Genomic DNA, 20,481 nt, shown 5'->3' on the forward strand with positions numbered 1-20,481 from the left:
TCTTGTTCAGCTTCATTCGGTAGGGGGGCGCGTCGGCTCAGGCCTGCTGGTACAGGCCGTGACGCGCGATGTAGTGTGCCACGCCGGCGGGCAACTGGTCATCCGCCGGATCATTCGCGATCGGGCCATCGGCCAGGCGCTGGCGCAGGCCGGTGGAGGACAGGTCGACGGCAAGCGTCTGGTCGATCCACATATGGCCGGAGGGCGTGCATTGTATCAGGTGCGTGTCCGCCAGCCGTTGCTGCATCGCGTCGAGCACTGGGCCGTCCAGCGCCGCGAGGTCGAAACCCGGGCGGGTGGCGATGCACAGGTGCACCTGCTCGAACAGGGCCTCCCAGCCGTGCCAGGTGTGCAGGCGCAGCAATTGGTCGGCGCCCATCAGCCAGGACATCGACGTGTCGGCGCCGTATTCGGCACGCAACTGCCGCACCGTGTCGATCGTGTAGCTTGGGCCCTCGCGCTCGACCTCCATGCGGCTCACGCGGACCTTGGCGCGGCCCGGATCCAGTGTCCCGGCAGCCAGCTCTGTCATGGCCAGACGGTCGGCGGCGGGCGTGACGTGGTCGCCCTTCTGCCACGAGTGGCCGGTGGGAATCCAGACCAGTTCGTCCAGATCCAGGTGATCGATGCACAACTGGGCCAGCGCAACATGGCCGCGATGCGGGGGGTCGAAGGTGCCGCCGAGGATACCCAGGCGGTAGGGACGTTGCTGTCCGTTGGCGGTGGCCGGCTTCTTATCGATCATCGACTCAGGCCCAGTCCCGCGCCGGCAGGAAATCGGCATACAACGCGGCTTCCGGAGTGCCCGGCTCGGGCTGCCAGTCATAGCGCCACGATACCTGCGGTGGCATCGACATCAGGATCGACTCCGTGCGACCGCCAGACTGCAGGCCGAACAGCGTGCCACGGTCGAACACGAGATTGAATTCGACGTAGCGGCCGCGGCGATAGGCCTGGAAATCGCGCTCGCGCTCGCCATAGGGGGCGTCCTTGCGTGCGGTGAGGATGGGCAGGTAGGCGGCGAGGAACGCATCGCCGACCGAGCGCAGCATCTCGAAGCTGCGGTCGAAGCCGAGCGCCGAGAAATCATCGAAGAAGATGCCGCCGATGCCGCGTGCCTCGCCACGATGGCGCAGGAAGAAATACTCATCGCACCACTGCTTGAAACGCGGATACAGGTCGTCGCCGAACGGGGCCAGCGAATCCTTGCAGGTGCGGTGGAAGTGCGCGCAGTCGTCGGCGTCGCCGTAGTACGGCGTCAGATCCATGCCACCCCCGAACCACCAGACCGGTTCCGCGTCGGGCTTCACGGCAATGAAGCAGCGCACGTTCATGTGCACGGTTGGCACGTACGGGTTGCGCGGATGGAATACCAGCGAGACGCCCATCGCCTCGAAGCTGCGGCCGGCCAGTTCAGGCCGGTTGGCGCTGGCCGACGGCGGCAGCGTGTCACCGCGCACGTGCGAGAACCCCACGCCGGCCCGCTCCATTACGGCGCCGCCCTCCAGGATGCGCGTGCGGCCACTGCCGCGCAGGCGCTCGGTGGGGGGCTTCTCCCAGTTATCGGTCAGGAACGCCTGGCCGTCGACAGCGGCGATGGCGTCGGTGATGCGGTCTTGCAGGCCGAGCAGATAGTCACGGACTGCCTGGGAATCGATCATGATGGGTGGGTCTGAATAGGCCGGTAGCAGGACAGCCGGGCGGCGGGCGCTCCGGCTGTCATTGCGGTGTCATGATTGTACCGGCTGGCTTCGCCCCACGTGTCGTGGGGCGAATGGTCGGATACCTGGGGTCATCAACGCTTGATGGCGCGGTATCCGATGTCGGTGCGGAATTGCATCCCGTCGAAGCGGATCTGTTCCACTGCAGCGTAGGCGTTCTTCTGTGCTGCCTTGACCGTATCGGCCAGGCCCACCACGCAGAGCACGCGGCCGCCGGAGGTCAGCAGCGTGCCATCCTTGAGCGTGGTGCCGGCGTGGAACGTCACGGCGTCAGCGGTTTCCGCGGGGATGCCGGTGATCGCATCGCCCTTGCGCGGGTTTTCCGGATAGTCGTAGGCGGCCATGACCACGCCCAGCGCAGTGCGGCGGTCCCAGTCCAGCTCGATCTGATCCAGCTTGCCGTCCACAGCCGCTTCCATCACGTCCACCAGGTCGGTCTTCAGACGCGCCATGATCGGCTGCGTTTCCGGATCTCCCATGCGGCAGTTGAATTCCAGCGTCTTCGGGTTGCCGTTGGCGTCGATCATCAGGCCGGCGTACAGGAAGCCCGTGAACGGGATGCCGTCCTTTTCCATGCCACGCACGGTCGGCAGGATAATTTCGCGCAGCGCGCGCGCATGGAGCGCGGGCGTGACCACGGGGGCAGGCGAGTACGCGCCCATGCCGCCGGTGTTGGGGCCCGCGTCGGCATCCAGCAGGCGCTTGTGGTCCTGGCTGGTGGCTAGTGCCAGCACGTTCTTGCCGTCGACCATCACGATGAAGCTGGCTTCCTCGCCTTCAAGGAATTCCTCGATCACGACCCGGGCGCCGGCATCGCCGAGCTTGTTGTCGGCCAGCATCATGTCGACCGCAGCGTGCGCTTCTTCCAGCGTCATCGCCACCACCACGCCCTTGCCCGCGGCCAGGCCGTCGGCCTTGATCACGATTGGCGCGCCTTGGGCGTCGATATAGGCGTGGGCGCCGGCGGCGTCGGAGAACGTCTGGTAATAGGCCGTGGGAATGCCATGGCGATGCATGAAGGCCTTGGCGAAGTCCTTGGAGGATTCCAGCTGGGCGGCGGCCTTGGTCGGGCCGAAGATACGCAGGCCGCGGGCGCGGAACACGTCGACGATCCCGCCTGCCAGCGGCGCCTCGGGGCCAACCACGGTGAACGCCACACCTTCGCGCTCGACGAAGGCGGCCAGCACCTCCGGGTCGGTCAGCGGCACGTTCTGCAGACGCTTGTCCAGCGCCGTCCCGCCGTTGCCCGGTGCTACGTATACGACTTGCACCTTGGGGGACTGGGCCAACTTCCACGCCAGCGCGTGTTCACGTCCACCCGAGCCGACAACCAAAACTTTCATGATCCACTGCCAGAAAAGAAACGCATGCGAAAAGCGGCAGCTGGCTGGTGCCGGGCTGCCGCCATGGGGCGCGGCGCGAGAGGCTTATTCCTCGATCACCGCGTTGGTGAAGACTTCCTGTACGTCGTCCAGGTTTTCCAGCGCGTCCAGCAGCTTCTGCATCTTGATGGCGTCGTCGCCGACGAAGCTCACTTCGTTCTGCGGCTTCATCACCACGTCGGCCACTTCGGCCTTGAAGCCGGCGGCTTCCAGCGCGGCCTTGACCGCGCCGAAGTCATTGGGCGGGCAAGTCACTTCGATCGATTCGTCGTCGTTGGTGACCACATCGTCCGCGCCGGCTTCCAGCGCGGCGTCCATCAGCTTGTCTTCCGGGGTGCCCGGGGCAAACAGGAACTGGCCGCAGTGCGTGAACATGAAGGCCACCGAACCTTCGGTGCCCATGTTGCCGCCGTGCTTCGAGAACGCGTGGCGGACTTCGGCCACGGTACGGGTGCGGTTATCGGTCAGGCAGTCGACGATGATGGCGGCGCCGGCCAGGCCGTAGCCTTCGTAACGGATTTCTTCGTAGTTTGCGCCTTCCAGGCCACCCACGCCGCGCTGGATCGCGCGCTGGATGTTGTCCTTGGGCATGTTCGCGTCCATGGCCTTTTCCATGGCCAGGCGCAGACGCGGGTTGGAGTCGACTTCGCCGCCGCCGAGCTTGGCGGCAACAGTGATTTCCTTGATCAGGCGCGTCCAGACCTTGCCGCGCTTGGCGTCAGCGGCGGCTTTCTTGTGTTTGATGTTGGCCCATTTGGAATGACCGGCCATGTTTCTCTCCGTGGCGCAAAAACGAATCGTGCGGCGTGCGGCCGCTGTTGGCGCGGCGCGGGCGTGGATCAGGCTTCCTTGACAGTTGCTGACAATCCGGCGGCCGCGCCATGTGATTGATGTGCCAATCTGCTGGCTATAATCAGCGCAGGATTTTATCACGCGCCCCCGCCGCTCCGAAGCGCCACGCATCGCGCTTCCGCCGATGGCTGCGGGCGCATTTCCACCCCGTTCATTCCCGCTTCCCGAGATCACATGGCCGATCCCATCCTCATCGCCAAGAATGCCGACCAAGAACTCGTGCTGTTGCCCGAAATGGGCAACCGCCACGGCCTGATCACCGGCGCGACCGGCACGGGCAAGACCGTCACGCTGCAGACGCTGGCCCAGGGCTTCTCGCGGCTGGGCGTGCCGGTGTTCATGGCTGACGTAAAAGGTGACTTGACCGGCATTTCCCAGGCCGGCCAGCCCACGGACAAGCTCAAGGCCCGCCTGGCCGAGCATGGCCTGCCCGAGCCGGTCTGGGGCGCGTGCCCGACCACGCTCTGGGACGTATTCGGCGAAAAAGGCCACCCGGTACGCGCGACGGTTTCGCATATGGGGCCGCTGCTGCTGTCGCGGATGCTCGAACTCAACGATACCCAGGAAGGCGTGCTGAACCTGGTATTCCGCATCGCCGACGCCAACGGCCTGCTGCTGCTCGATTCCAAGGATCTGCGGGCGATGCTCCAGTACGTGGGCGACAATGCAGGCCAGTTCACGACCGAGTACGGCAATATCTCGGCGGCGTCGATCGGCGCGATCCAGCGAGGTCTGATGGCGCTCGAATCGCAAGGGGCGGACAAGTTTTTCGGCGAGCCAATGCTCAATCTCGAGGACTTCATCCAGACCGAGAAGGGGCAGGGCGTGGTCAACATCCTGGCCGCCGACAAGCTGATGAACGCGCCACGGCTCTACGCGACCTTCCTGCTGTGGATGCTGTCCGAACTGTTCGAGAAGCTGCCCGAGGCCGGCGATCTGGAAAAGCCCAAGCTGGTGTTCTTCTTCGACGAGGCGCATCTGCTGTTCAACGATGCGCCCAAGGCGCTGCTCGACAAGATCGAGCAGGTCGTGCGGCTGGTGCGCTCGAAGGGCGTGGGTGTGTATTTCGTGACGCAGAATCCGGTCGATATCCCGGACACTGTGCTCGGTCAGCTTGGCAACCGCGTGCAGCACGCGCTGCGCGCATTCACGCCGCGTGACCAGAAGGCGGTCAAGGTGGCGGCCACGACGATGCGCGCGAACCCGAAGCTCAATCTGGAGCAAATCATCGGCGAACTCGGCGTTGGCGAGGCGCTGGTGTCGTGCCTCGACGCCAAGGGCACGCCCTGCGTCACCGAGCGTGCCTGGGTGCTTGCGCCCGGCAGCCGTATCGGCCCGATTACGGACGACGAGCGTCGGGCGCTGATCGCGGGGTCGCTGGTGGCGGGTACCTATGAGAAAGCGATTGACAGGGAATCGGCGTACGAGAAGTTGCGCGGCAACGCGGCGGCGTCGGGCACGGGAACGCCGGGGCCGGCCAGTAGCGGCGCGGCAGGCGGGACAAGTGGTAGCGCGGAGCAGGGCGGCTGGCTCGATCAGGCTGGCGAGATCTTCGGCACGCTGACGAAAGGCACCGGCAAGACCGGGCGCGGCGATTCGATCCTTGAGTCGATGGCCAAGTCGGCGGCGCGGACGGTGGGTTCCCAGGTGGGACGGGAACTGATCCGCGGCGTGCTGGGCAGTCTGCTCGGCGGCGGCAAGCGCAAGTAGCCTGCGAAGCTGGACTAACGCCGATGCATCAACACAAAACGCCCGCGCGATGAACTGAACCCCATAAGTTGGACGGTTCAAGAAGACTAGGCTTGCAAGGGCTGAGTCCTGTATTGCACGGGACTCAGCCCCTTTAGTTTCAGTCGGATACGCTCGTGGTTGTAGTAGTGGATGTATTGCCGGATGCCAGCCTGCAACTGCTGCACGCTGTCGAATTCGTTCAGGTAGAAAAACTCCGACTTGAGCGTTCCAAAGAAGCTTTCCATCGCGGCATTATCAAGGCAATTGCCCTTGCGTGACATGCTCTGTCGGACCTTCTTGCCCAGCAGGCGTCGATAGGCTGGCATCTGATACTGCCAGCCCTGATCCGAATGCAGCAAGGGCCGCTCACTACGTTTAAGGTGTGAGATCGCTTTCTTCAGCATGCCGCTGACCAGATCGAAGGTGGGCAGTGTGGAGCTTTGCCAGGCGATGATCTCGCCGTTGTACAGATCCATGACCGGCGATAGGTACAGCTTCTGCCCCTTCACGTTGAACTCGGTCACGTCCGTCACCCATTTCTCGTTGGGCCGTTGCGCAGCGAACTGCCGGTTGAGCAAGTTCGGCGCCACCCGTCCCAGCATTCCCCGGTAAGAGCGGTATTTCTTCGGTCGTACCAGCGACTTCAAGCCCAACTGCAGCATCAGGCGCCGGATCAACTTGTGATTGACTATCTCGCCAGCCTGCCGGATCACCGCGGTAATGCGCCGATAGCCATATCGGCCCCGGTGGTGCTCGTAGATCGAGCGGATGCGCTGCTTGAGTTCAGCGTAACGATCCCCGGCCAGCAGGACTTTCTGCTGGTAGTAAAAGGTGCTGCGCGCCAGTCCTGCCACATTAAGCAGGATGGCCAATGGATGATGCTGCCTCAATTCGAGTACTACTTGCGCTTTGCGCGCGGTGCCTGACGCTGCTCCACTCGAATCAAGGCATCGAGTTTTTTTAGGTACGCCACCTCCGCGCGCAGGTATTCGTTCTCCTTGAGCAACTGCTCACGGGTGCGCTGATCCGGCTCGGATTCCGGTGGGAGGGGTTCGGGTGGCAGAGTTTTCGGCATCTTCCGGGGGCGTCCCTTGGGACGGGGCAATAGTGCAGACAGACCACCCTCATGATACTGGCGTTCCCAGCGGCCGATGGCCCCCGGATCACGAATCCCCAATATCGCTCCCACCTGAGATTGCGACAGGTTGTCTCGCCGCATGCGCTCAAGCGCCGCGAGCTTGAATTCTGCGCTGTACTTACTGTGCCCCTTGCGCCGTAAGCCGCGTTGACCGTGGAGTTCATACTGAGCAACCCACTGCCGGGCTAGCGTACGCGCCACTCCATACTCCTGCGCCAGCGCCCTATAACCGATACCTCCGGCTAAATATCGCTTCACTACCTTGAGCTTCAGTTGCTCGTCGTGTCTCACCATGAAAAACACCCCAAGGGTTGGATCGGTGTCCAACTCTTGGGGTGCAGTTCACGATGCGGGCGTTTTTCATGGGGATGGTCAGGGGCCGGGGTCAGCGCCGCAGGGGCTCAGTTGCCGCCGCGCCGCGCCGCCTCTGCGTCCTCGCGCATCTTGCGCGCGAACATCCGCGCAAAGAACGCGCCCATCCCGATGATGAAGGCAATGACGGCCAGACTGCCGAGCCCGGTGGGCGTTGTGAACAGGATCTTGATGGCTTCCATGTGGGACTCCCTTCGCTTTTATATTGATTCACCGTGTATGGCGGACAGTGTAGTCAGTACAAGGCACAGGGAAAGGTCATCCCACAAAAACCTTGAGGCGCATCAAGCGCCTCAATTTCATTCGGACGAACGCAGTTCAGTTCGAGGTTAGTTCTTGGTGCCGAAGAGACGGTCGCCAGCGTCGCCGAGGCCCGGCACGATATAGGCATGGTCGTCGAGATGGATGTCCAGCGAGGCGACGTAGAGCTTCACGCCGGGGTGGGCCTTCTGAAATACCTCGACGCCCTCGGGCGCAGCCACCAGCGCCACAAAGGTGATGGATTCGTCCTTGACGCCACGGCGCTTGAGCACATCCACCGCATGGGCGGCCGAATAGCCGGTGGCGACCATCGGGTCACACAGGATGAACGAGCGATCTTCCACGTCCGGCAGGCGTACCAGATACTCCACCGGGCGGTGCTGATCGTCGCGATATACGCCGATATGGCCGATACGCGCCGACGGAATCAGTTCCACCAGGCCGTCGCTCATGCCGACGCCGGCGCGCAGCACGGGCACGATCGTCAGCTTCTTGCCGGCGATGACCGGGGCGTCCAGCGGTACCAGCGGCGTGTCGATGCGGCGCGTGGTCAGCGGCAGGTTGCGCGTGATCTCGTAGCCCATCAGCAGCGTAATCTCGCGCAGCAACTCGCGGAACGTGCGCGTCGACGTTTCCTTGTCGCGCATGTGCGAGAGCTTGTGCTGGATCAGCGGGTGATCGAGGATGAAGAGATTGGGAAAGCGCGGATCTTGTTTCATGGCGGCAGGCTCGGAAATCGGGAAGGCCCTCCCTGGAGCGGGAGGGCCCTGTGCAGCGCGATTGTAATGGATGCGCGGGCCTGCCCGGTGGTCAGTCCACCGTGATCCCGGCCGACTTTGCGACCTTTCCGAAACGTTCGTATTCAGTCTGAGTCAGTGTCTGCAATTCGGCAGCACTCGAACCCTTCGGATTGAAGCCGGCCTGGGCCAGCTTGTCGCGCACGTCCGGACGCGCCAGCGCCTCGACGAACGCCGTATTGAGCGCCTGCACCACCGGCGCTGGCAGGTTGGCCGGGCCGTAGACGCCGAACCATGGTTCTACCGCGTAGCCCGGCAGTCCGGCTTCGGCCAGCGTCGGCACATTCGGCAGCGACGGCGAGCGTGTCTTGCCAGCCACCGCCAGCGCGCGCAGCTTGCCAGCCTGGATGTGCGGCAACGAGGCCGGCAGGTTGTCGAACATCACCTGGATGTGGCCGCCGAGCATGTCGTTGATGGCCGGGCTGCTTCCCTTGTACGGCACATGAGTCAGATTCGTCTGCGTCACCTGCGAGAACATCGCGCCGGCCAGGTGCATCGAGGTACCCGTGCCAGCCGTGGCATAGGTCAGCCCCGGATGGGCCTTCGCATAGGCAATCAGTTCCGGGACGGTTTTCACCGGCAGGTTCTCGCTCACCTCCAGCACGATGGTCGAGGTGCCGAGCAGGCTGACCGCCGTGAAGTCGCGCCGCGGATCGAACGGCACGTGCTTGTAGATATGCGGGTTGAGGGCGTTGGTCGAGATCGCGCCGAAGCCGATCGTGTAGCCGTCGGCCGGTGCCTTGGCCACGGCATCCATGCCGATGTTGCCACCGGCGCCCGGCCGGTTCTCGATGACGACCGGCTGGCCGAGCTTTTCGGCCACGCGCTGGCCCACGGTGCGGGCCACGAGGTCGGTGGTGCCGCCTGCGGCATAGGGCACGATGAAGCGGATCGGCTTGCTCGGGAAGCTGTCGGCGGCAAAGGCGGCTGACGGCGCGGCGATCGCGAGCAGGGTGGCGGAAAGGATGGCACGGCGGCGCGCCGTGAAGCGGTAGGACGGCATGACTCGGGTATCTCCAGTTTCTTGTTGTTCCTGTCCGGTTCGCCGCTCTGGCGTGCCGGACAGGCGCCGGCCATTGTATGGGAAAGCAGGCATTAGCGCGGCCCCGGCGAGCATTGCGTCTTTTGGCATACAATCGCCGGGTTCCCGCCGCGCGCCGCACGAATCCAACGTGCCGGCCCGGCGTATGCCCGAACTGCGTCCCCCGTGCCAGCCTCCCAGAAGTCTTTGTCTCCGCCCGTCGAAGTGCCTGCCGCACAGCGCGTCGGGCTTGCCGTCGCGGCCATCGGCGCCGTGCTTTTCTCGGCCAAGGCCATCGTCGCCAAGCTGATGTACCGCTATAACGTCGACGCCGTGATGGTGATCACGCTGCGCATGCTGTTCGCGGTGCCGCTGTTCATGGCGATCGGCTGGTGGCAGGCGCGCAAGCTTCCCGCGTTGTCCTGGGCCGATCGTGGCCGCGTGGTGTTCCTGGGCTTCATCGGCTACTACCTGTCGAGCTTCCTCGACTTCATCGGGCTGCAATACATCACCGCGAGCCTCGAGCGGCTGATCCTGTTCCTGACCCCTTCCTTCGTGCTGCTGACGACCGCGCTGGTCTTCCGCCGGCCTATCGCGGGCCGCCAGTGGATATCGCTGCTGCTGGCCTATGCGGGCATCGTGCTGGTGTTCGCGCACGACCTCGACGTGAGCGGCGCGCAGGTCTGGCTGGGTGGCGCGCTGGTGCTTGGCAGCGCCATGTCGTATGGTGTGTATCTGATCCTGAGCGGTGAACTGGTGCAGCGGGTGGGATCGCTGCGGCTCGTGGCCTATGCGATGTGCGTGTCCACGTTCTGCTGCGTGGTGCAATATCTGGCGTTGGGCCGGCCGATCGCAGAGCTCGCCCAGCCGGCGCCCGTAATGTGGCTGTCGGTGGTGAACGCGGTGTTCTGCACCGTGTTGCCGGTGTCGCTGACGATGATCGCGGTGGCGCGGATCGGTGCGCCGATGGCGTCGCAGGCTGGCATGGTCGGCCCGGTCTCGACGTTGCTGCTGGCGTTCTGGCTGCTTGGCGAGCCCATCAGCGGCGTGCAGATGATCGGTAGTGCCCTGGTGCTCGGCGGCATGTATCTGCTTTCGACGAAGAAAGCCTGAATTCGAAAATTCGAGAAGAATCAACCAAGGAAGGAGAGCAAGAAATGGATCTCGGACTGCGCGGTAAGCATGCGCTGGTGTGTGGCGCCAGCAAGGGGCTCGGGTTTGCGTGTGCCGATGCGCTCGCGGCGGAAGGCGTGGATGTGGTGATCGTGGCGCGTGGCGCCGAGGCGCTGGAGAAGGCCGCAGCCGATCTGCGCGCCCGTCACGGCCGCCGCGTGCTGGCGGTAGCTACCGACATCACCACGGCGGAAGGCCGCAGGCTTGCCCTCGACGCAGCCACGAAGCTGGGCGATCTCGACATCCTGGTCAACAACGCCGGCGGCCCGCCCCCGGGCAACTTCCGCGACTGGGGCCGCGATGAATGGCTCAAGGCGCTCGACGCCAACATGTTGACCCCGATCGAACTGATCAAGGCCACGGTCGATGGGATGATCACGCGCCGCTGGGGCCGCATCATCAACATCACGAGTGGCGCGGTAAAGGCACCGATCGACGTACTGGGCCTGTCCAACGGCGCCCGCTCGGGGCTGACCGGCTTCGTCGCCGGCCTGGCGCGCGAAGTGGCGCAGCACGGCGTGACCGTCAACAACCTGCTGCCCGGACCGTTCAACACCGATCGTCTCTACAAGACGATGGAAGGCGGCGCGCAGAAGGCCGGCATCAGCGTCGATGAAATGGCGCAGCGCCGCGCGGCGTCCAACCCGACGCGCCGCTTCGGCGACCCGGCCGAGTTCGGCGCTACCTGCGCGTTCCTGTGCAGCCGCCAGGCCGCATTCATGACCGGCCAGAATGTGCTGCTCGACGGCGGCGCGTATCCGGGGACGTTCTGACATGCGCAGCAAGCCACGCATCGCGCTGATCGCGCACGATCACAAGAAGGATGACATCGTCGCGTTCGCGGGTCGCCATCGGGACTTCCTGGCCCAATGCGACCTGCTGGCCACCGGCACCACCGGCGGCCGGATCGCCGCCGAAACGGGGCTGCCTGTCGCGCGGATGCTGTCCGGCCCGTGGGGCGGTGACCTGCAGATCGGCGCGCAGCTCGCGGAAGGCCGCGTCACCGCGGTGGTCTTCCTGCGCGATCCGATGACGCCGCAGCCGCACGAACCGGATATCAACGCGCTGGTGCGCGCGTGTGACGTGCACAACGTGCCATGCGCGACGAACCTTGCCACGGCGGAACTGGTGGTCGTGGAACTAGCGCGGATCTGCTTTGAGGAAGATCAGGCAGCCGCCGACGACGCGGCACCCTGAGGAAGTACGGTAGTAGTACGGCAGTCAGCGCGACCGCACGGTGGTCGCGCTGGCGCGCATTTCAGCCTGGCGCAGGATATGCGGCGGCAGGCGCTTCAGAATCAGATGGATGGCGAGTGGAATCAGCACGACGTCGTCCACGATGCCGAGTCCGGCGATGAAGTCGGGAATCAGGTCGATCGGCGAGATCGCGTAGAGCAGCAGCCCGGCTGCGGCGGGTTTCAGCCACGGCGGCGAGTCCGGGTGGCGCAAGGCAAACCAGAATAGCCGGCCGTCACGCCGTACCAGCGTCCACAGGGCTGAGAATCGTTTCCACATGGCGGGCCTCCTTGATCACATGTCACGCATGCGCGTGAACAGCTAGTTTGGGCTGCCCGGAGCCGATTCAAGTTCCTTTGATTTTTTCCCCACTCCCGCATGGCGGGAGTGGGGAGCCAGTCACTGGATCAATCAGCCCGGAACGTTCCCTTCCACACCTTCCACGTAGAACTTGATGTTGTGGAGGAAGTTGTCGTCGGCCACCTGATCCTTGGTCAGTTGTTCCTTGCCGGCGTTGTCCTTGAGCGGACCCTTCCAGATCGGCGCGGTGCCGTCGATCACACCCTTCTTGCGCTCTTCCACCAGTGCCTTGACGTCATCCGGCACCACGGTGTTGAAGCCCTTCAGGTCGATCATGCCTTCCTTCAGGCCCCACCACGTGGTGTTGGGCTTCCACTGGTTGTTGAGCACGTCCTCGACCACCTTGTTGTAGTAGACGCCCCACGAGATCACGGACGCGGCCAGGTGAGCCTTCTCGCCGAACTTGCTCATGTCGCTGTCCCAGCCGAATGCGTACACACCCTTTTCCTGTGCGGTCTGTACCACGGCGGCCGAGTCGGTGTTCTGCATCAGCATGTCCACGCCCTGGCCGATCAGCGTCGTGGCGGCTTCACGTTCCTTGCCCGGATCGAACCACTTGTTGACCCAGACCACCTTGACCGTGGCCTTCGGGTTCACGCTGCGCGCGCCCAGCGTGAACGAGTCGATGTTGCGGATCACTTCAGGGATCGGCACCGACGCCACCACGCCCATCTTGCCGGTCTTGCTCATCTTGCCGGCCACCACGCCAGCCAGGTACGCGCCCTCATAGGTGCGCACGTCGTACTGCGCCAGGTTCTCGGCGGTCTTGAAGCCGGTGGCGTGCTCGAACTTGACGTCCGGGAACTCCTTGGCCACCTTCAACATGGATTCCATGTAGCCGAACGTGGTGCCGAAGATCAGCTTGTTGCCCTGGCTGGCCAGGTCGCGGAACACGCGCTCGGCGTCGGCGGCGGACTCGGGCACGTTCTCGACGAAGGTGGTCTTCACCTTGTCGCCGAACTTGGCTTCGACGGCCTTGCGGCCCGCGTCGTGGGCATAGGTCCAGCCGGCGTCGCCGACCGGTCCGATGTAGACGAACGCCACCTTCAGCGGCTCGGCAGCCGCAGCGGCCGGCGCAGATGCCGGGGCGGCGGTTTCGGCCGGCTTCTCGGCTTCCTTCTTGCCGCAGCCGGCCAGCGCCAGTACTGCGGTGGCGGCCAGGGCCGCGAGGGTGGTCCTGCGTGTGACAATCATCGATCTCTCCTAGTAGAACGTCTTGTGATGCGTTTGTGATTCGAGTTGTGGCTTGACTTCGTTTGACTGCTGAAAACGGGTCACGCGTTGCCGGGGCGGAACGGCTTGCCGAGCGAGGCCGGCATGTTCAGGCGGATCCAGGCCGGGTTACGCGAAATCAGTGCCAGCACGACGATCGTCGCCGCGTACGGCAGCATCGACAGGAACTGCGACGGCACCGATACGCCGATACCCTGCAGGTAGAACTGCAGGATCGTCACGCCGCCAAACAGCCAGGCGCCGATCAGCACGCGGCCAGGACGCCACGTTGCGAACGTGGTCAGTGCCAGTGCGATCCAGCCACGGCCGGCCACGAGGTTTTCCACCCACATCGGCGTGTAGACCAGCGACAGGTACGCGCCGGCAAGGCCGCAGCACGCACCGCCGAACAGCAGCGCGCAGAAGCGGATCCAGCGCACCGGATAGCCTAGTGCGTGCGCCGATTCGGGCGATTCGCCGATCGCGCGCAGTGTCAGGCCGGCGCGCGTGCGGAACAGGAACCACATGATGGCGAAACACAGGGCCAGGCTGAAATAGACCATCCAGTGGTGCTGGAAGAGCGCCGGGCCGACGAATGGCAGATCGGCCAGATACGGGACCGACTTGGCCTGCGCGGGCATCGCGTAACCGACGAAGCGCTGGGCGATGAAGGCCGACAGGCCCGTGCCGAAGATCGACAACGCCAGGCCGGTGGCCACCTGGTTGGTGGCCAGCACCAGCGCCAGCCACGAGAACAGCGTGGCCATCAGCATGCCGGCCACGGCGCCCGCGATAAAGCCGAGCATCGGCGACTGGGTCTGGTAGCCGACCATGAAGCCGAATGCGGCGGCCACCAGCATCATGCCTTCGGCACCAAGGTTGAGCACGCCAGCGCGTTCGTTGATGAGCAGGCCGAGCGCGGCCAGCAGCAGCGGCGTGCCGGCGTTGATCGCGGTGGCGATCAGGGGAGCGAGTTGTTCCATGTTCTTGTGGGCTCCGGATCAGGCGGCGCGGGCGCGCCAGCGCAGACGGTTGTCGATCAGCGTGTCGCAGGCCAGCAGGAAAAACAGCAACATGCCCTGGAACACCCAGCCGATTGCCGACGGCAAGCCCAGTCGGGACTGCGCCATCTCACCGCCGATATAGAACAGCGACATCACGATGCCGCCAAACACGGCGCCCACCGGATGCAGCCGACCCACGAACGCGACGATGATCGCGGTAAAGCCGTAACCCGGCGAGATCGACGGCAGCAACTGACCGATCGGGCCGGTGACCTCGAATGCGCCGGCGAGCCCGGCGGTGCCGCCTGAGACCATCAGCGCGCTCCACAGCGCATTGCGCGACGAGAACCCCGCGTAGCGCGCGGCCAGCGGCGCGGTGCCGCCCACCTGCAGGCGGTATCCGGCGAAGCTGCGGAACACGAACACGGTCATGATGACCACGAGCACCAGCATCACCGCGAAGCCCACGTGCAGGCGCGAGCCGGGCAGCAGGTTCGGCAGCAGGAATGCCGAGGAGAACACCTTCGACTGCGGGAAGTTCATGCCATTCGGGTCCTTGAGCGGCCCATTGACGACCCACAGCAGCAGTTGCTGCGCGATATACGTCAGCATCAGCGAGACCAGGATCTCGTTGGCATTGAAGCGATCCTTCAGCAGCGCGGTGACGGATGCCCACACCATGCCGCCGACGACACCCGCCAGCGAAGCCAGCACCAGCACGACGAAGCCGCTGGTGGTGTTGCCCGGCGTGTCGAACCAGAGCACGGTGGCCCCGGCGAAGATGCCGCCGAGAATGAGCTGGCCGTCCGCGCCGATATTCCACACATTGGCGCGATAGCAGACGGAGAGGCCAAGCGCGCACAGCACGAGCGGCACGGTCTTGAGCAGGACTTCGCCGATCGCCCGCTTGTCCTTGAGCGGATCGACCAGGAAGACCTTGAGCGCGGCCATCGGATCCTTGCCGATCAACAGGAACAGCATGGCGCCGAACAACAGCGTCAGCACGATCGCGAACAGCGGCGACGCATAGGCCATGCGGCGCGAGGGGACACCGCGCGGCGCGAGCACGACGGGGGAGAGGAGCTTAGCCATGCGCGGTCACCTCCGCGGCAACGCCGTCATGCCGGCTGGCCGGCCCACCTTCCCATAACCCGCTCATCCACAGGCCCACTTGCTCGCGCGTGGCCGATTCCACCGGAATCGACGGCGACAGGTGGCCCTTGGCGACGACGTGGAGCCGGTCGCAGATCGCGAACAGTTCGTCGAGTTCTTCGGAGACGACGAGAATTGCGCAGCCGGTGGCCTTGAGCGCCAGGATCTCGTTGTGGATCTGGGCGGCGGCGCCGACGTCGACGCCCCAGGTTGGCTGGGCAACGATCAGCACCTTCGGGCCGGTCTCGATCTCGCGGCCGACAATGAACTTCTGCAGGTTCCCGCCCGAAAGGCTGCGCGCCAGCGCGGCGGGGCCGCTTGCCTTGACGCGGAAGCGGTTGATGATGCCAGCCGCCAGGCCGTCGGCGGCCTTCGGCGACACCATGCCATGGCGGACGAATGGCGGCGTCTGGTGAGAGAGCAGCGTGTTCGACGACAGGCTCATGCCCGGCACCGCGCCACGGCCCAGGCGTTCCTCGGGAACGAAGGCCAGGCCGGCGCGGCGGCGGCCACGCGCGTCAAGCTTGCCAACCGCCTTGCCGTCGAGATGCACGGCTGTACCGGCCGTGCGTGCGTCTTCGCCGGACAGCGCGGCCAGCAGCTCCTGCTGGCCATTGCCGGAAACGCCGGCGATGCCGACGATCTCGCCCGCATGGACATCCAGCGAGATGTGCTGCAATTCGGTGGCGAACTGGTGCGCGGGCGGCAGCGACAGATCGCGTACGGCAAGCCGGACCGGGCCACGTTCGGCCGTCACGCGGGCTTCGCGCGGCGGCTCGCCGCCAATCATCATGCGCGACAGCGACGCGGCGCTTTGCTCGCGCGGATCGCATACACCCGTGACCTTGCCCATTCGCATCACCGTCGCGTGATGGCACAGCGCGCGGATCTCGTCGAGCTTGTGGCTGATATAGAGAATGCTTGTGCCCTCGGCGGCCAACTGGCGCAGCGTGACGAAGAGCGTTTCCACGGCCTGCGGTGTCAGGACCGAAGTGGGCTCGTCGAGAATCAGCAACTGGGGATTGGCCAGCAGCGCGCGCACGATCTCTACGCGCTGGCGTTCGCCCACGGAGAGCGTGTGCACGTGCCGGTGCGGCTCCAGCGGCAGGCCGTAGCGTTCGGCCGTGGCGCGAATTCGCTCGGCGAGCTGCTTCATGCTGCCGATGTCCTTGGGGGGCAGCCCAAGCGCGATGTTTTCGGTCACGGTCAGCGTGTCGAACAGCGAGAAATGCTGGAAGACCATCGCGATGCCCAGGTTGCGGGCGTCATGCGGGCTGTTGATCGACACCGGCGCCCCATTGAAGTGCACCTCGCCGGCGTCGGGGCGAACCGCGCCGAAGATGATTTTCATGAGGGTGGATTTGCCGGCGCCGTTTTCGCCAAGGACGGCATGGATTTCGCCGGGCGCGACGCTAAGGCTAACGTCGTCATTGGCGGTCACGCCGGGATAGCGCTTGGTGATATGCGCAAGCGCCAGCCTGGAGGGGGTTTGTAATGTCACTGAGGCGGCTCGAATTGTTGTGGCAGCAACGTTGAGATCAGGCACGTGACAGCGGCTGTGCGTGGCGCAGCATCGCTGCGCGGCAGGCCGTCATCATCATGGTTGCGTGATGCTCGGAATTTGCGATGAATTATATAAGTGCGTGGGGGTTCGGCGGGTCACTTTGACCTCTTTCCCATGCCCCACAACGGTTCCAGGAAGGTTGCAAGTCGCGTGCCGACCACAGTGGCAAAGAAAAACCGCCGCTGGGCCGGGGAAACCCCGACCCAGCGGCGGCTGGGTAGACGTCGGGCGCGTCGGGCGACGCGCTCAGACGGTCAGGTCAACTGGCCTGATTCGCCGGAATCGTGGCGAAACGGCCATCGCGGAAGTCTGCCAGGGTCTGGTAGATCTGATCCTGCGTATTCATCACGAACGGGCCGTACTGCGCGATCGGCTCGTTCAGCGGCTGACCTGCGATCAGCAGGAAGCGCGCGTCCTCATTGGCCTTGATCACGACCCCGTCGGCACGGGTGGCGTTGTCGAGCACCCCCATGCGCTGGGCCTCGACCACGGCGCCATCGGCGTCGCCCACGGTGACCGCGCCGCGATAGACGTAGAGGAATGCGTTATGGCCGGCCGTCAGCGTCTGCGCGAACGTCTGGCCTGCGGGCAGGTGCACGTCGAGGTACAGCGGCTGGGTAACCGGCCGCGTCACCGCGCCTGCCACCCCATGCGAGGCCCCCGCCAGGACGCGCACGGTGCCGCCCGATGGCAGCGCCACGGTCGGGATGGCCGACGCCGGCATATCGCGATACCACGGCGTCGTCATCTTGTCCGCAGCCGGCAGGTTCAGCCAGAGCTGGAAGCCCTCCATGCGGCCGTCCTCCTGCTCGGGCAGTTCCGAGTGCACCACGCCGGCGCCCGCGACCATCCATTGCGCGCCGCCGTTTTCCAGCAGGCCTTCATGGCCGGCGCTGTCGCGGTGGCGCATACGGCCGGCCAGCATGTAGGTGATGGTCTCGAAGCCGCGGTGCGGGTGATCAGGGAAGCCGCCGATGTAGTCGTCCTTGTTGTCGGTGCCAAAGGCATCGAGCATCAGGAACGGGTCGAGCCGACGCTGCAGGTTCTGCGTCAGCACACGGGTCAGCTTGACGCCGGCGCCGTCGGATGTGGCAATGCCGCGAACCACGCGGTCCACGCTGCGCGAGCGCTGCACGGTCTCCGTGGCGGTTGCCGGAACGGTCTGGATGCGGGTGGTGTCCATGAATTTCTCTCCATTGGGACGGCGCTCTGGCCGTCGGATCTACCCACTCAATGTAAGGCTTCGGCGCCAAAGCGGTAGTGGGGCAGGAGGCAACAGATTGTTCTGTGCATGGGACGAAAGCGGGTGTGTCAGGCGTATTTCTGCAACGCCGCAGTGGCCGAAAAATGCCGGTGAAATCGGGTCGTTGAGGCGTCAGAATTCGTGAAGATGACGAAATCGCAGAAGATGTGTATAATAGCGCTCTCTTTGTCATCCGTTGACGTGAATTTCGATGGGCTCGGACCTTTCCTGAACCCCGCGAAGCGTTATCCGCCAACGGCCGATTGACCTGGCGGCGCTCCACCGAAGCGCGTTTGACACGACATCAGTCGCCGCCACTGGCCAGCCCTCCGGGTTGCGCCGCAATCTGCGGGTTCTGGCTTCTTGCTCGAACCCCATCAACAGGGTGATTCGCCACTGCCATCGGTGGTGTGACACCCGAAAGTCCGTCCGCCGGCAATCGTGCCGGTCATGGCGGCAAGGCAATCTGAAACGGGCCCCGGCGGGCACCCCCAATCAACTCCGCCGGCCCCTTTGTTTTCCGCATTTCGGAAGTGGCGGCGAAATCTCTTTCGCTTTTCGTTCCGGAAGAGGAGAGAGGGAATATGTCAAAGCAAACCATCCGGGCATTTGCCTGGAGTGGCGTCGTTGCCGTCGCACTGGCGGGACTCGTCGCCTGGATTGGCGTCGATGTGATCAATCAGTACCAGGAGCGCCTGCTCTACGATGTGGTCGATCACCTGCGCCTCGTGGCCATTTCGATGGCGCTCGCGCTGGCTACCGGCATCCCCGCCGGAATCGGACTGAGCCGCCCCTGCATGCACCGCTGGGCCGACCGGCTGATGCAGATCTTCAACGTCGGCAACACCGTGCCTTCGCTGGCGGTACTGGCGCTCGCGCTGGCAGTGCTCGGCATCGGCGAACGGCCCGCCATCCTGGCGCTGTGGCTGGCATCGCTGCTGCCGATCGTGCGCAATACGTACGAGGGCCTGCGCACTGTGTCACCTGCCTTGCTCGAAGCCGCACGCGGCATCGGCATGACGCCGTGCCAGCAACTGATCCGTGTGGAACTGCCCAATGCGCTGCCCGTGATCCTGGCTGGCGTGCGTATCAGCCTGGTGATCAACGTCGGCACCGTGCCGCTGTCGTTCCTGATCGGCGCCAACAGCCTTGGCGAACTGATCTTCCCGGGCATCTACCTGAACAACCAGTCGCTCCTGCTGCTGGGTGCCGGCGCCACCGCGCTGCTGGCCCTCACGCTGGACGCGCTGTTCGCCACCGCTGGCCATGTCTACCTGCGCCGCCGCGGGCTGGCACGCTGAGGAATCATCCATGAGATCCAACAAGAATCGACACCCTGCGCCGTTCTCCGAGAGCCGGCTCTACTGGCTGGTCGTCGCACTAGGCGCGGCGTTCGCCGCGATCCTGCTGACTACCGCCCCGGCACGCGCGCAGAGCGCCAGCGATCCGGTTCGCATCGGTGGCAAGAACTTCACCGAACAACTGATCCTGTCGTCGATGACATCGCAGTACCTGCGTGCCCACGGTGTCGACACCACGTTGACCGCGGGGCTGGGCAGCACGCTGATGCGCCAGGCCATGGAGTCCGGTCAGCTCGACGTCGTGTGGGACTACACGGGCACCGCGTTGATCGTCTTCAACAAGGTCGAGGAAAAGCTGGACGGCCCGCAGAGCTACGCGCGTGTGAAGGCGCTCGACGCGGCCAAGGGGCTGGTCTGGCTCGATCCGTCGGCCATCAACAATACGTACGCGCTGGCGATGCCGAAGGAGCGCGCCGGCACAGCCACCACGCTATCCGCGTATGCCGAGAAAATGCGTGCCGACGGCGAGGACAAGCGGCACCCGCTGGCGGTGGACATGGAGTTCGCCGCGCGCCCTGACGGACTCGATCCACTGAAAGCGGCCTACGGCTTGCCATTCACGCGCAAGGACGTGATCCAGCTCGACCCGGGCCTGGTCTATACGGCGCTGAAGAATAACCAGGTGGACCTGGGCCTGGTCTACACGACCGATGGCCGAGTGAAGGGCTTCGATCTGGTCCTGCTTGAGGACGATCTGAATTTCTTCCCGCCGTACAACGCGGTGCCCGTGGTGCGCAAGGCCGCGCTCGACGCGCATCCCGAACTTGCCGACCTGCTCAACGCGCTCGCCGCCAAGCTCGACAACGCGGCGATGACCGATATGAACTATCAGGTCGACATCGACCAGCAGCCGGTGGACAAGGTGGCGGGAGACTTCCTGCGCAGCCATGGCCTGATCTGA

20 protein-coding genes are annotated in these 20,481 nt (G+C 64.8%); 6 read left to right on the forward strand and 14 right to left on the reverse strand.

What is annotated here, in order from left to right; translation table 11 throughout:
- Positions 1 to 37: 37 nt before the first annotated feature.
- The 4 genes from K6G35_RS03865 to K6G35_RS03880 form a co-directional block, all read right to left on the reverse strand.
- Positions 38 to 745 (reverse strand): nicotinate-nucleotide adenylyltransferase, encoded by a 708-nt coding sequence (locus tag K6G35_RS03865; RefSeq protein ID WP_008645171.1) that lies wholly within the window; start codon positions 743 to 745, stop codon positions 38 to 40.
- A gap of 4 nt (positions 746 to 749) precedes the next feature.
- Positions 750 to 1,661: an oxygen-dependent coproporphyrinogen oxidase gene (gene hemF, locus K6G35_RS03870; RefSeq protein ID WP_008645172.1), complete on the reverse strand. Its 912-nt coding sequence runs from the start codon at positions 1,659 to 1,661 to the stop codon at positions 750 to 752.
- 134 nt (positions 1,662 to 1,795) lie between these two features.
- Positions 1,796 to 3,064 (reverse strand): phosphoribosylamine--glycine ligase, encoded by a 1,269-nt coding sequence (purD, locus tag K6G35_RS03875; protein ID WP_008645173.1) that lies wholly within the window; start codon positions 3,062 to 3,064, stop codon positions 1,796 to 1,798.
- A gap of 84 nt (positions 3,065 to 3,148) precedes the next feature.
- A complete protein-coding gene (locus K6G35_RS03880; protein WP_008645174.1) occupies positions 3,149 to 3,874 on the reverse strand; it encodes a YebC/PmpR family DNA-binding transcriptional regulator in 726 nt (241 codons plus the stop codon).
- 255 nt (positions 3,875 to 4,129) lie between these two features.
- Here K6G35_RS03880 and K6G35_RS03885 point away from each other — a divergent pair, with 255 nt between their 5' ends.
- Positions 4,130 to 5,665, forward strand: a complete 1,536-nt coding sequence (locus K6G35_RS03885) for a helicase HerA-like C-terminal domain-containing protein (RefSeq protein ID WP_186426380.1) — start codon at positions 4,130 to 4,132, stop codon at positions 5,663 to 5,665.
- Positions 5,666 to 5,751: 86 nt separating this feature from the next.
- Here K6G35_RS03885 and K6G35_RS03890 read toward each other — a convergent pair.
- The 4 genes from K6G35_RS03890 to K6G35_RS03905 all read right to left on the reverse strand — a co-directional run bounded on the left by K6G35_RS03890 (position 5,752) and on the right by K6G35_RS03905 (position 9,257).
- A protein-coding gene (locus K6G35_RS03890; protein WP_495676048.1) for an IS3 family transposase occupies positions 5,752 to 7,118 on the reverse strand; the annotation gives its coding sequence in 2 pieces (ribosomal slippage) (positions 5,752 to 6,641 and positions 6,641 to 7,118; 1,368 coding nt in all).
- Positions 7,119 to 7,225: 107 nt separating this feature from the next.
- Positions 7,226 to 7,378 carry a DUF3149 domain-containing protein gene (locus K6G35_RS03895; protein WP_008645176.1) on the reverse strand — a complete coding sequence of 51 codons (153 nt, stop codon included), beginning with the start codon at positions 7,376 to 7,378 and terminating at the stop codon, positions 7,226 to 7,228.
- Between the two features lie 147 nt (positions 7,379 to 7,525).
- Positions 7,526 to 8,176, reverse strand: coding sequence for a uracil phosphoribosyltransferase (gene upp, locus K6G35_RS03900; RefSeq protein WP_495676115.1), 651 nt, complete (start codon positions 8,174 to 8,176; stop codon positions 7,526 to 7,528).
- Between the two features lie 91 nt (positions 8,177 to 8,267).
- Positions 8,268 to 9,257: a Bug family tripartite tricarboxylate transporter substrate binding protein gene (locus tag K6G35_RS03905; protein WP_186426381.1), complete on the reverse strand. Its 990-nt coding sequence runs from the start codon at positions 9,255 to 9,257 to the stop codon at positions 8,268 to 8,270.
- 243 nt (positions 9,258 to 9,500) lie between these two features.
- On the opposite strand from K6G35_RS03905, the gene K6G35_RS03910 reads away from it, so the two are divergent.
- Genes K6G35_RS03910 through K6G35_RS03920 form a run of 3 tightly spaced genes read left to right on the forward strand, consistent with a single transcriptional unit; the run spans position 9,501 to position 11,645 of the window.
- Positions 9,501 to 10,388: a DMT family transporter gene (locus tag K6G35_RS03910; protein WP_008645186.1), complete on the forward strand. Its 888-nt coding sequence runs from the start codon at positions 9,501 to 9,503 to the stop codon at positions 10,386 to 10,388.
- A 44-nt stretch (positions 10,389 to 10,432) separates the two neighbouring features.
- Positions 10,433 to 11,221 (forward strand): SDR family oxidoreductase, encoded by a 789-nt coding sequence (locus K6G35_RS03915; protein WP_495676116.1) that lies wholly within the window; start codon positions 10,433 to 10,435, stop codon positions 11,219 to 11,221.
- Position 11,222: 1 nt separating this feature from the next.
- On the forward strand, positions 11,223 to 11,645 hold the full coding sequence (locus tag K6G35_RS03920) for a methylglyoxal synthase (RefSeq protein ID WP_008645189.1): 423 nt from the start codon (positions 11,223 to 11,225) through the stop codon (positions 11,643 to 11,645).
- Positions 11,646 to 11,669: 24 nt separating this feature from the next.
- Here the strand turns inward: K6G35_RS03920 and K6G35_RS03925 are convergent, their stop codons facing one another.
- From K6G35_RS03925 to K6G35_RS03950, 6 genes are all read right to left on the reverse strand, one after another.
- Positions 11,670 to 11,963: a YkvA family protein gene (locus K6G35_RS03925; protein WP_008645191.1), complete on the reverse strand. Its 294-nt coding sequence runs from the start codon at positions 11,961 to 11,963 to the stop codon at positions 11,670 to 11,672.
- 132 nt (positions 11,964 to 12,095) lie between these two features.
- The gene (locus tag K6G35_RS03930) at positions 12,096 to 13,238 is read right to left on the reverse strand and encodes a BMP family ABC transporter substrate-binding protein (protein WP_017511216.1); all 1,143 of its coding nucleotides are present in this window, start codon (positions 13,236 to 13,238) and stop codon (positions 12,096 to 12,098) included.
- 80 nt (positions 13,239 to 13,318) lie between these two features.
- Entirely contained in the window at positions 13,319 to 14,239 is a 921-nt protein-coding gene (locus K6G35_RS03935) for an ABC transporter permease (RefSeq protein WP_035881575.1), read from the reverse strand.
- An 18-nt stretch (positions 14,240 to 14,257) separates the two neighbouring features.
- Positions 14,258 to 15,352 carry an ABC transporter permease gene (locus K6G35_RS03940; protein ID WP_008645196.1) on the reverse strand — a complete coding sequence of 365 codons (1,095 nt, stop codon included), beginning with the start codon at positions 15,350 to 15,352 and terminating at the stop codon, positions 14,258 to 14,260.
- Positions 15,345 to 16,913, reverse strand: coding sequence for an ABC transporter ATP-binding protein (locus K6G35_RS03945; RefSeq protein ID WP_008645197.1), 1,569 nt, complete (start codon positions 16,911 to 16,913; stop codon positions 15,345 to 15,347). Before K6G35_RS03945 ends, K6G35_RS03940 begins: the two co-directional genes overlap by 8 nt.
- Positions 16,914 to 17,235: 322 nt before the next feature.
- Positions 17,236 to 18,159 carry a pirin family protein gene (locus K6G35_RS03950; protein ID WP_008645198.1) on the reverse strand — a complete coding sequence of 308 codons (924 nt, stop codon included), beginning with the start codon at positions 18,157 to 18,159 and terminating at the stop codon, positions 17,236 to 17,238.
- 644 nt (positions 18,160 to 18,803) lie between these two features.
- On the opposite strand from K6G35_RS03950, the gene K6G35_RS03955 reads away from it, so the two are divergent.
- Complete coding sequence (locus tag K6G35_RS03955) at positions 18,804 to 19,520, forward strand: ABC transporter permease (RefSeq protein WP_008645200.1); 717 nt, start codon at positions 18,804 to 18,806, stop codon at positions 19,518 to 19,520.
- A gap of 10 nt (positions 19,521 to 19,530) precedes the next feature.
- Positions 19,531 to 20,481, forward strand: a complete 951-nt coding sequence (locus tag K6G35_RS03960; RefSeq protein ID WP_008645201.1) for a glycine betaine ABC transporter substrate-binding protein — start codon at positions 19,531 to 19,533, stop codon at positions 20,479 to 20,481.

The sequence above is a fragment of the Cupriavidus sp. HY129 genome, assembly GCF_059492215.1.

Bases quoted from the DNA above. Each gene is read 5' to 3' on its own strand.
- K6G35_RS03865 (WP_008645171.1), bottom strand. From the start codon at position 745: ATGATCGATAAGAAGCCGGCCACCGCCAACGGACAGCAACGTCCCTAC.
- hemF (WP_008645172.1), bottom strand. From the start codon at position 1,661: ATGATCGATTCCCAGGCAGTCCGTGACTATCTGCTCGGCCTGCAAGAC.
- purD (WP_008645173.1), bottom strand. From the start codon at position 3,064: ATGAAAGTTTTGGTTGTCGGCTCGGGTGGACGTGAACACGCGCTGGCG.
- K6G35_RS03880 (WP_008645174.1), bottom strand. From the start codon at position 3,874: ATGGCCGGTCATTCCAAATGGGCCAACATCAAACACAAGAAAGCCGCC.
- K6G35_RS03885 (WP_186426380.1), top strand. From the start codon at position 4,130: ATGGCCGATCCCATCCTCATCGCCAAGAATGCCGACCAAGAACTCGTG.
- K6G35_RS03895 (WP_008645176.1), bottom strand. From the start codon at position 7,378: ATGGAAGCCATCAAGATCCTGTTCACAACGCCCACCGGGCTCGGCAGT.
- upp (WP_495676115.1), bottom strand. From the start codon at position 8,176: ATGAAACAAGATCCGCGCTTTCCCAATCTCTTCATCCTCGATCACCCG.
- K6G35_RS03905 (WP_186426381.1), bottom strand. From the start codon at position 9,257: ATGCCGTCCTACCGCTTCACGGCGCGCCGCCGTGCCATCCTTTCCGCC.
- K6G35_RS03915 (WP_495676116.1), top strand. From the start codon at position 10,433: ATGGATCTCGGACTGCGCGGTAAGCATGCGCTGGTGTGTGGCGCCAGC.
- K6G35_RS03920 (WP_008645189.1), top strand. From the start codon at position 11,223: ATGCGCAGCAAGCCACGCATCGCGCTGATCGCGCACGATCACAAGAAG.
- K6G35_RS03925 (WP_008645191.1), bottom strand. From the start codon at position 11,963: ATGTGGAAACGATTCTCAGCCCTGTGGACGCTGGTACGGCGTGACGGC.
- K6G35_RS03930 (WP_017511216.1), bottom strand. From the start codon at position 13,238: ATGATTGTCACACGCAGGACCACCCTCGCGGCCCTGGCCGCCACCGCA.
- K6G35_RS03935 (WP_035881575.1), bottom strand. From the start codon at position 14,239: ATGGAACAACTCGCTCCCCTGATCGCCACCGCGATCAACGCCGGCACG.
- K6G35_RS03940 (WP_008645196.1), bottom strand. From the start codon at position 15,352: ATGGCTAAGCTCCTCTCCCCCGTCGTGCTCGCGCCGCGCGGTGTCCCC.
- K6G35_RS03950 (WP_008645198.1), bottom strand. From the start codon at position 18,159: ATGGACACCACCCGCATCCAGACCGTTCCGGCAACCGCCACGGAGACC.
- K6G35_RS03955 (WP_008645200.1), top strand. From the start codon at position 18,804: ATGTCAAAGCAAACCATCCGGGCATTTGCCTGGAGTGGCGTCGTTGCC.
- K6G35_RS03960 (WP_008645201.1), top strand. From the start codon at position 19,531: ATGAGATCCAACAAGAATCGACACCCTGCGCCGTTCTCCGAGAGCCGG.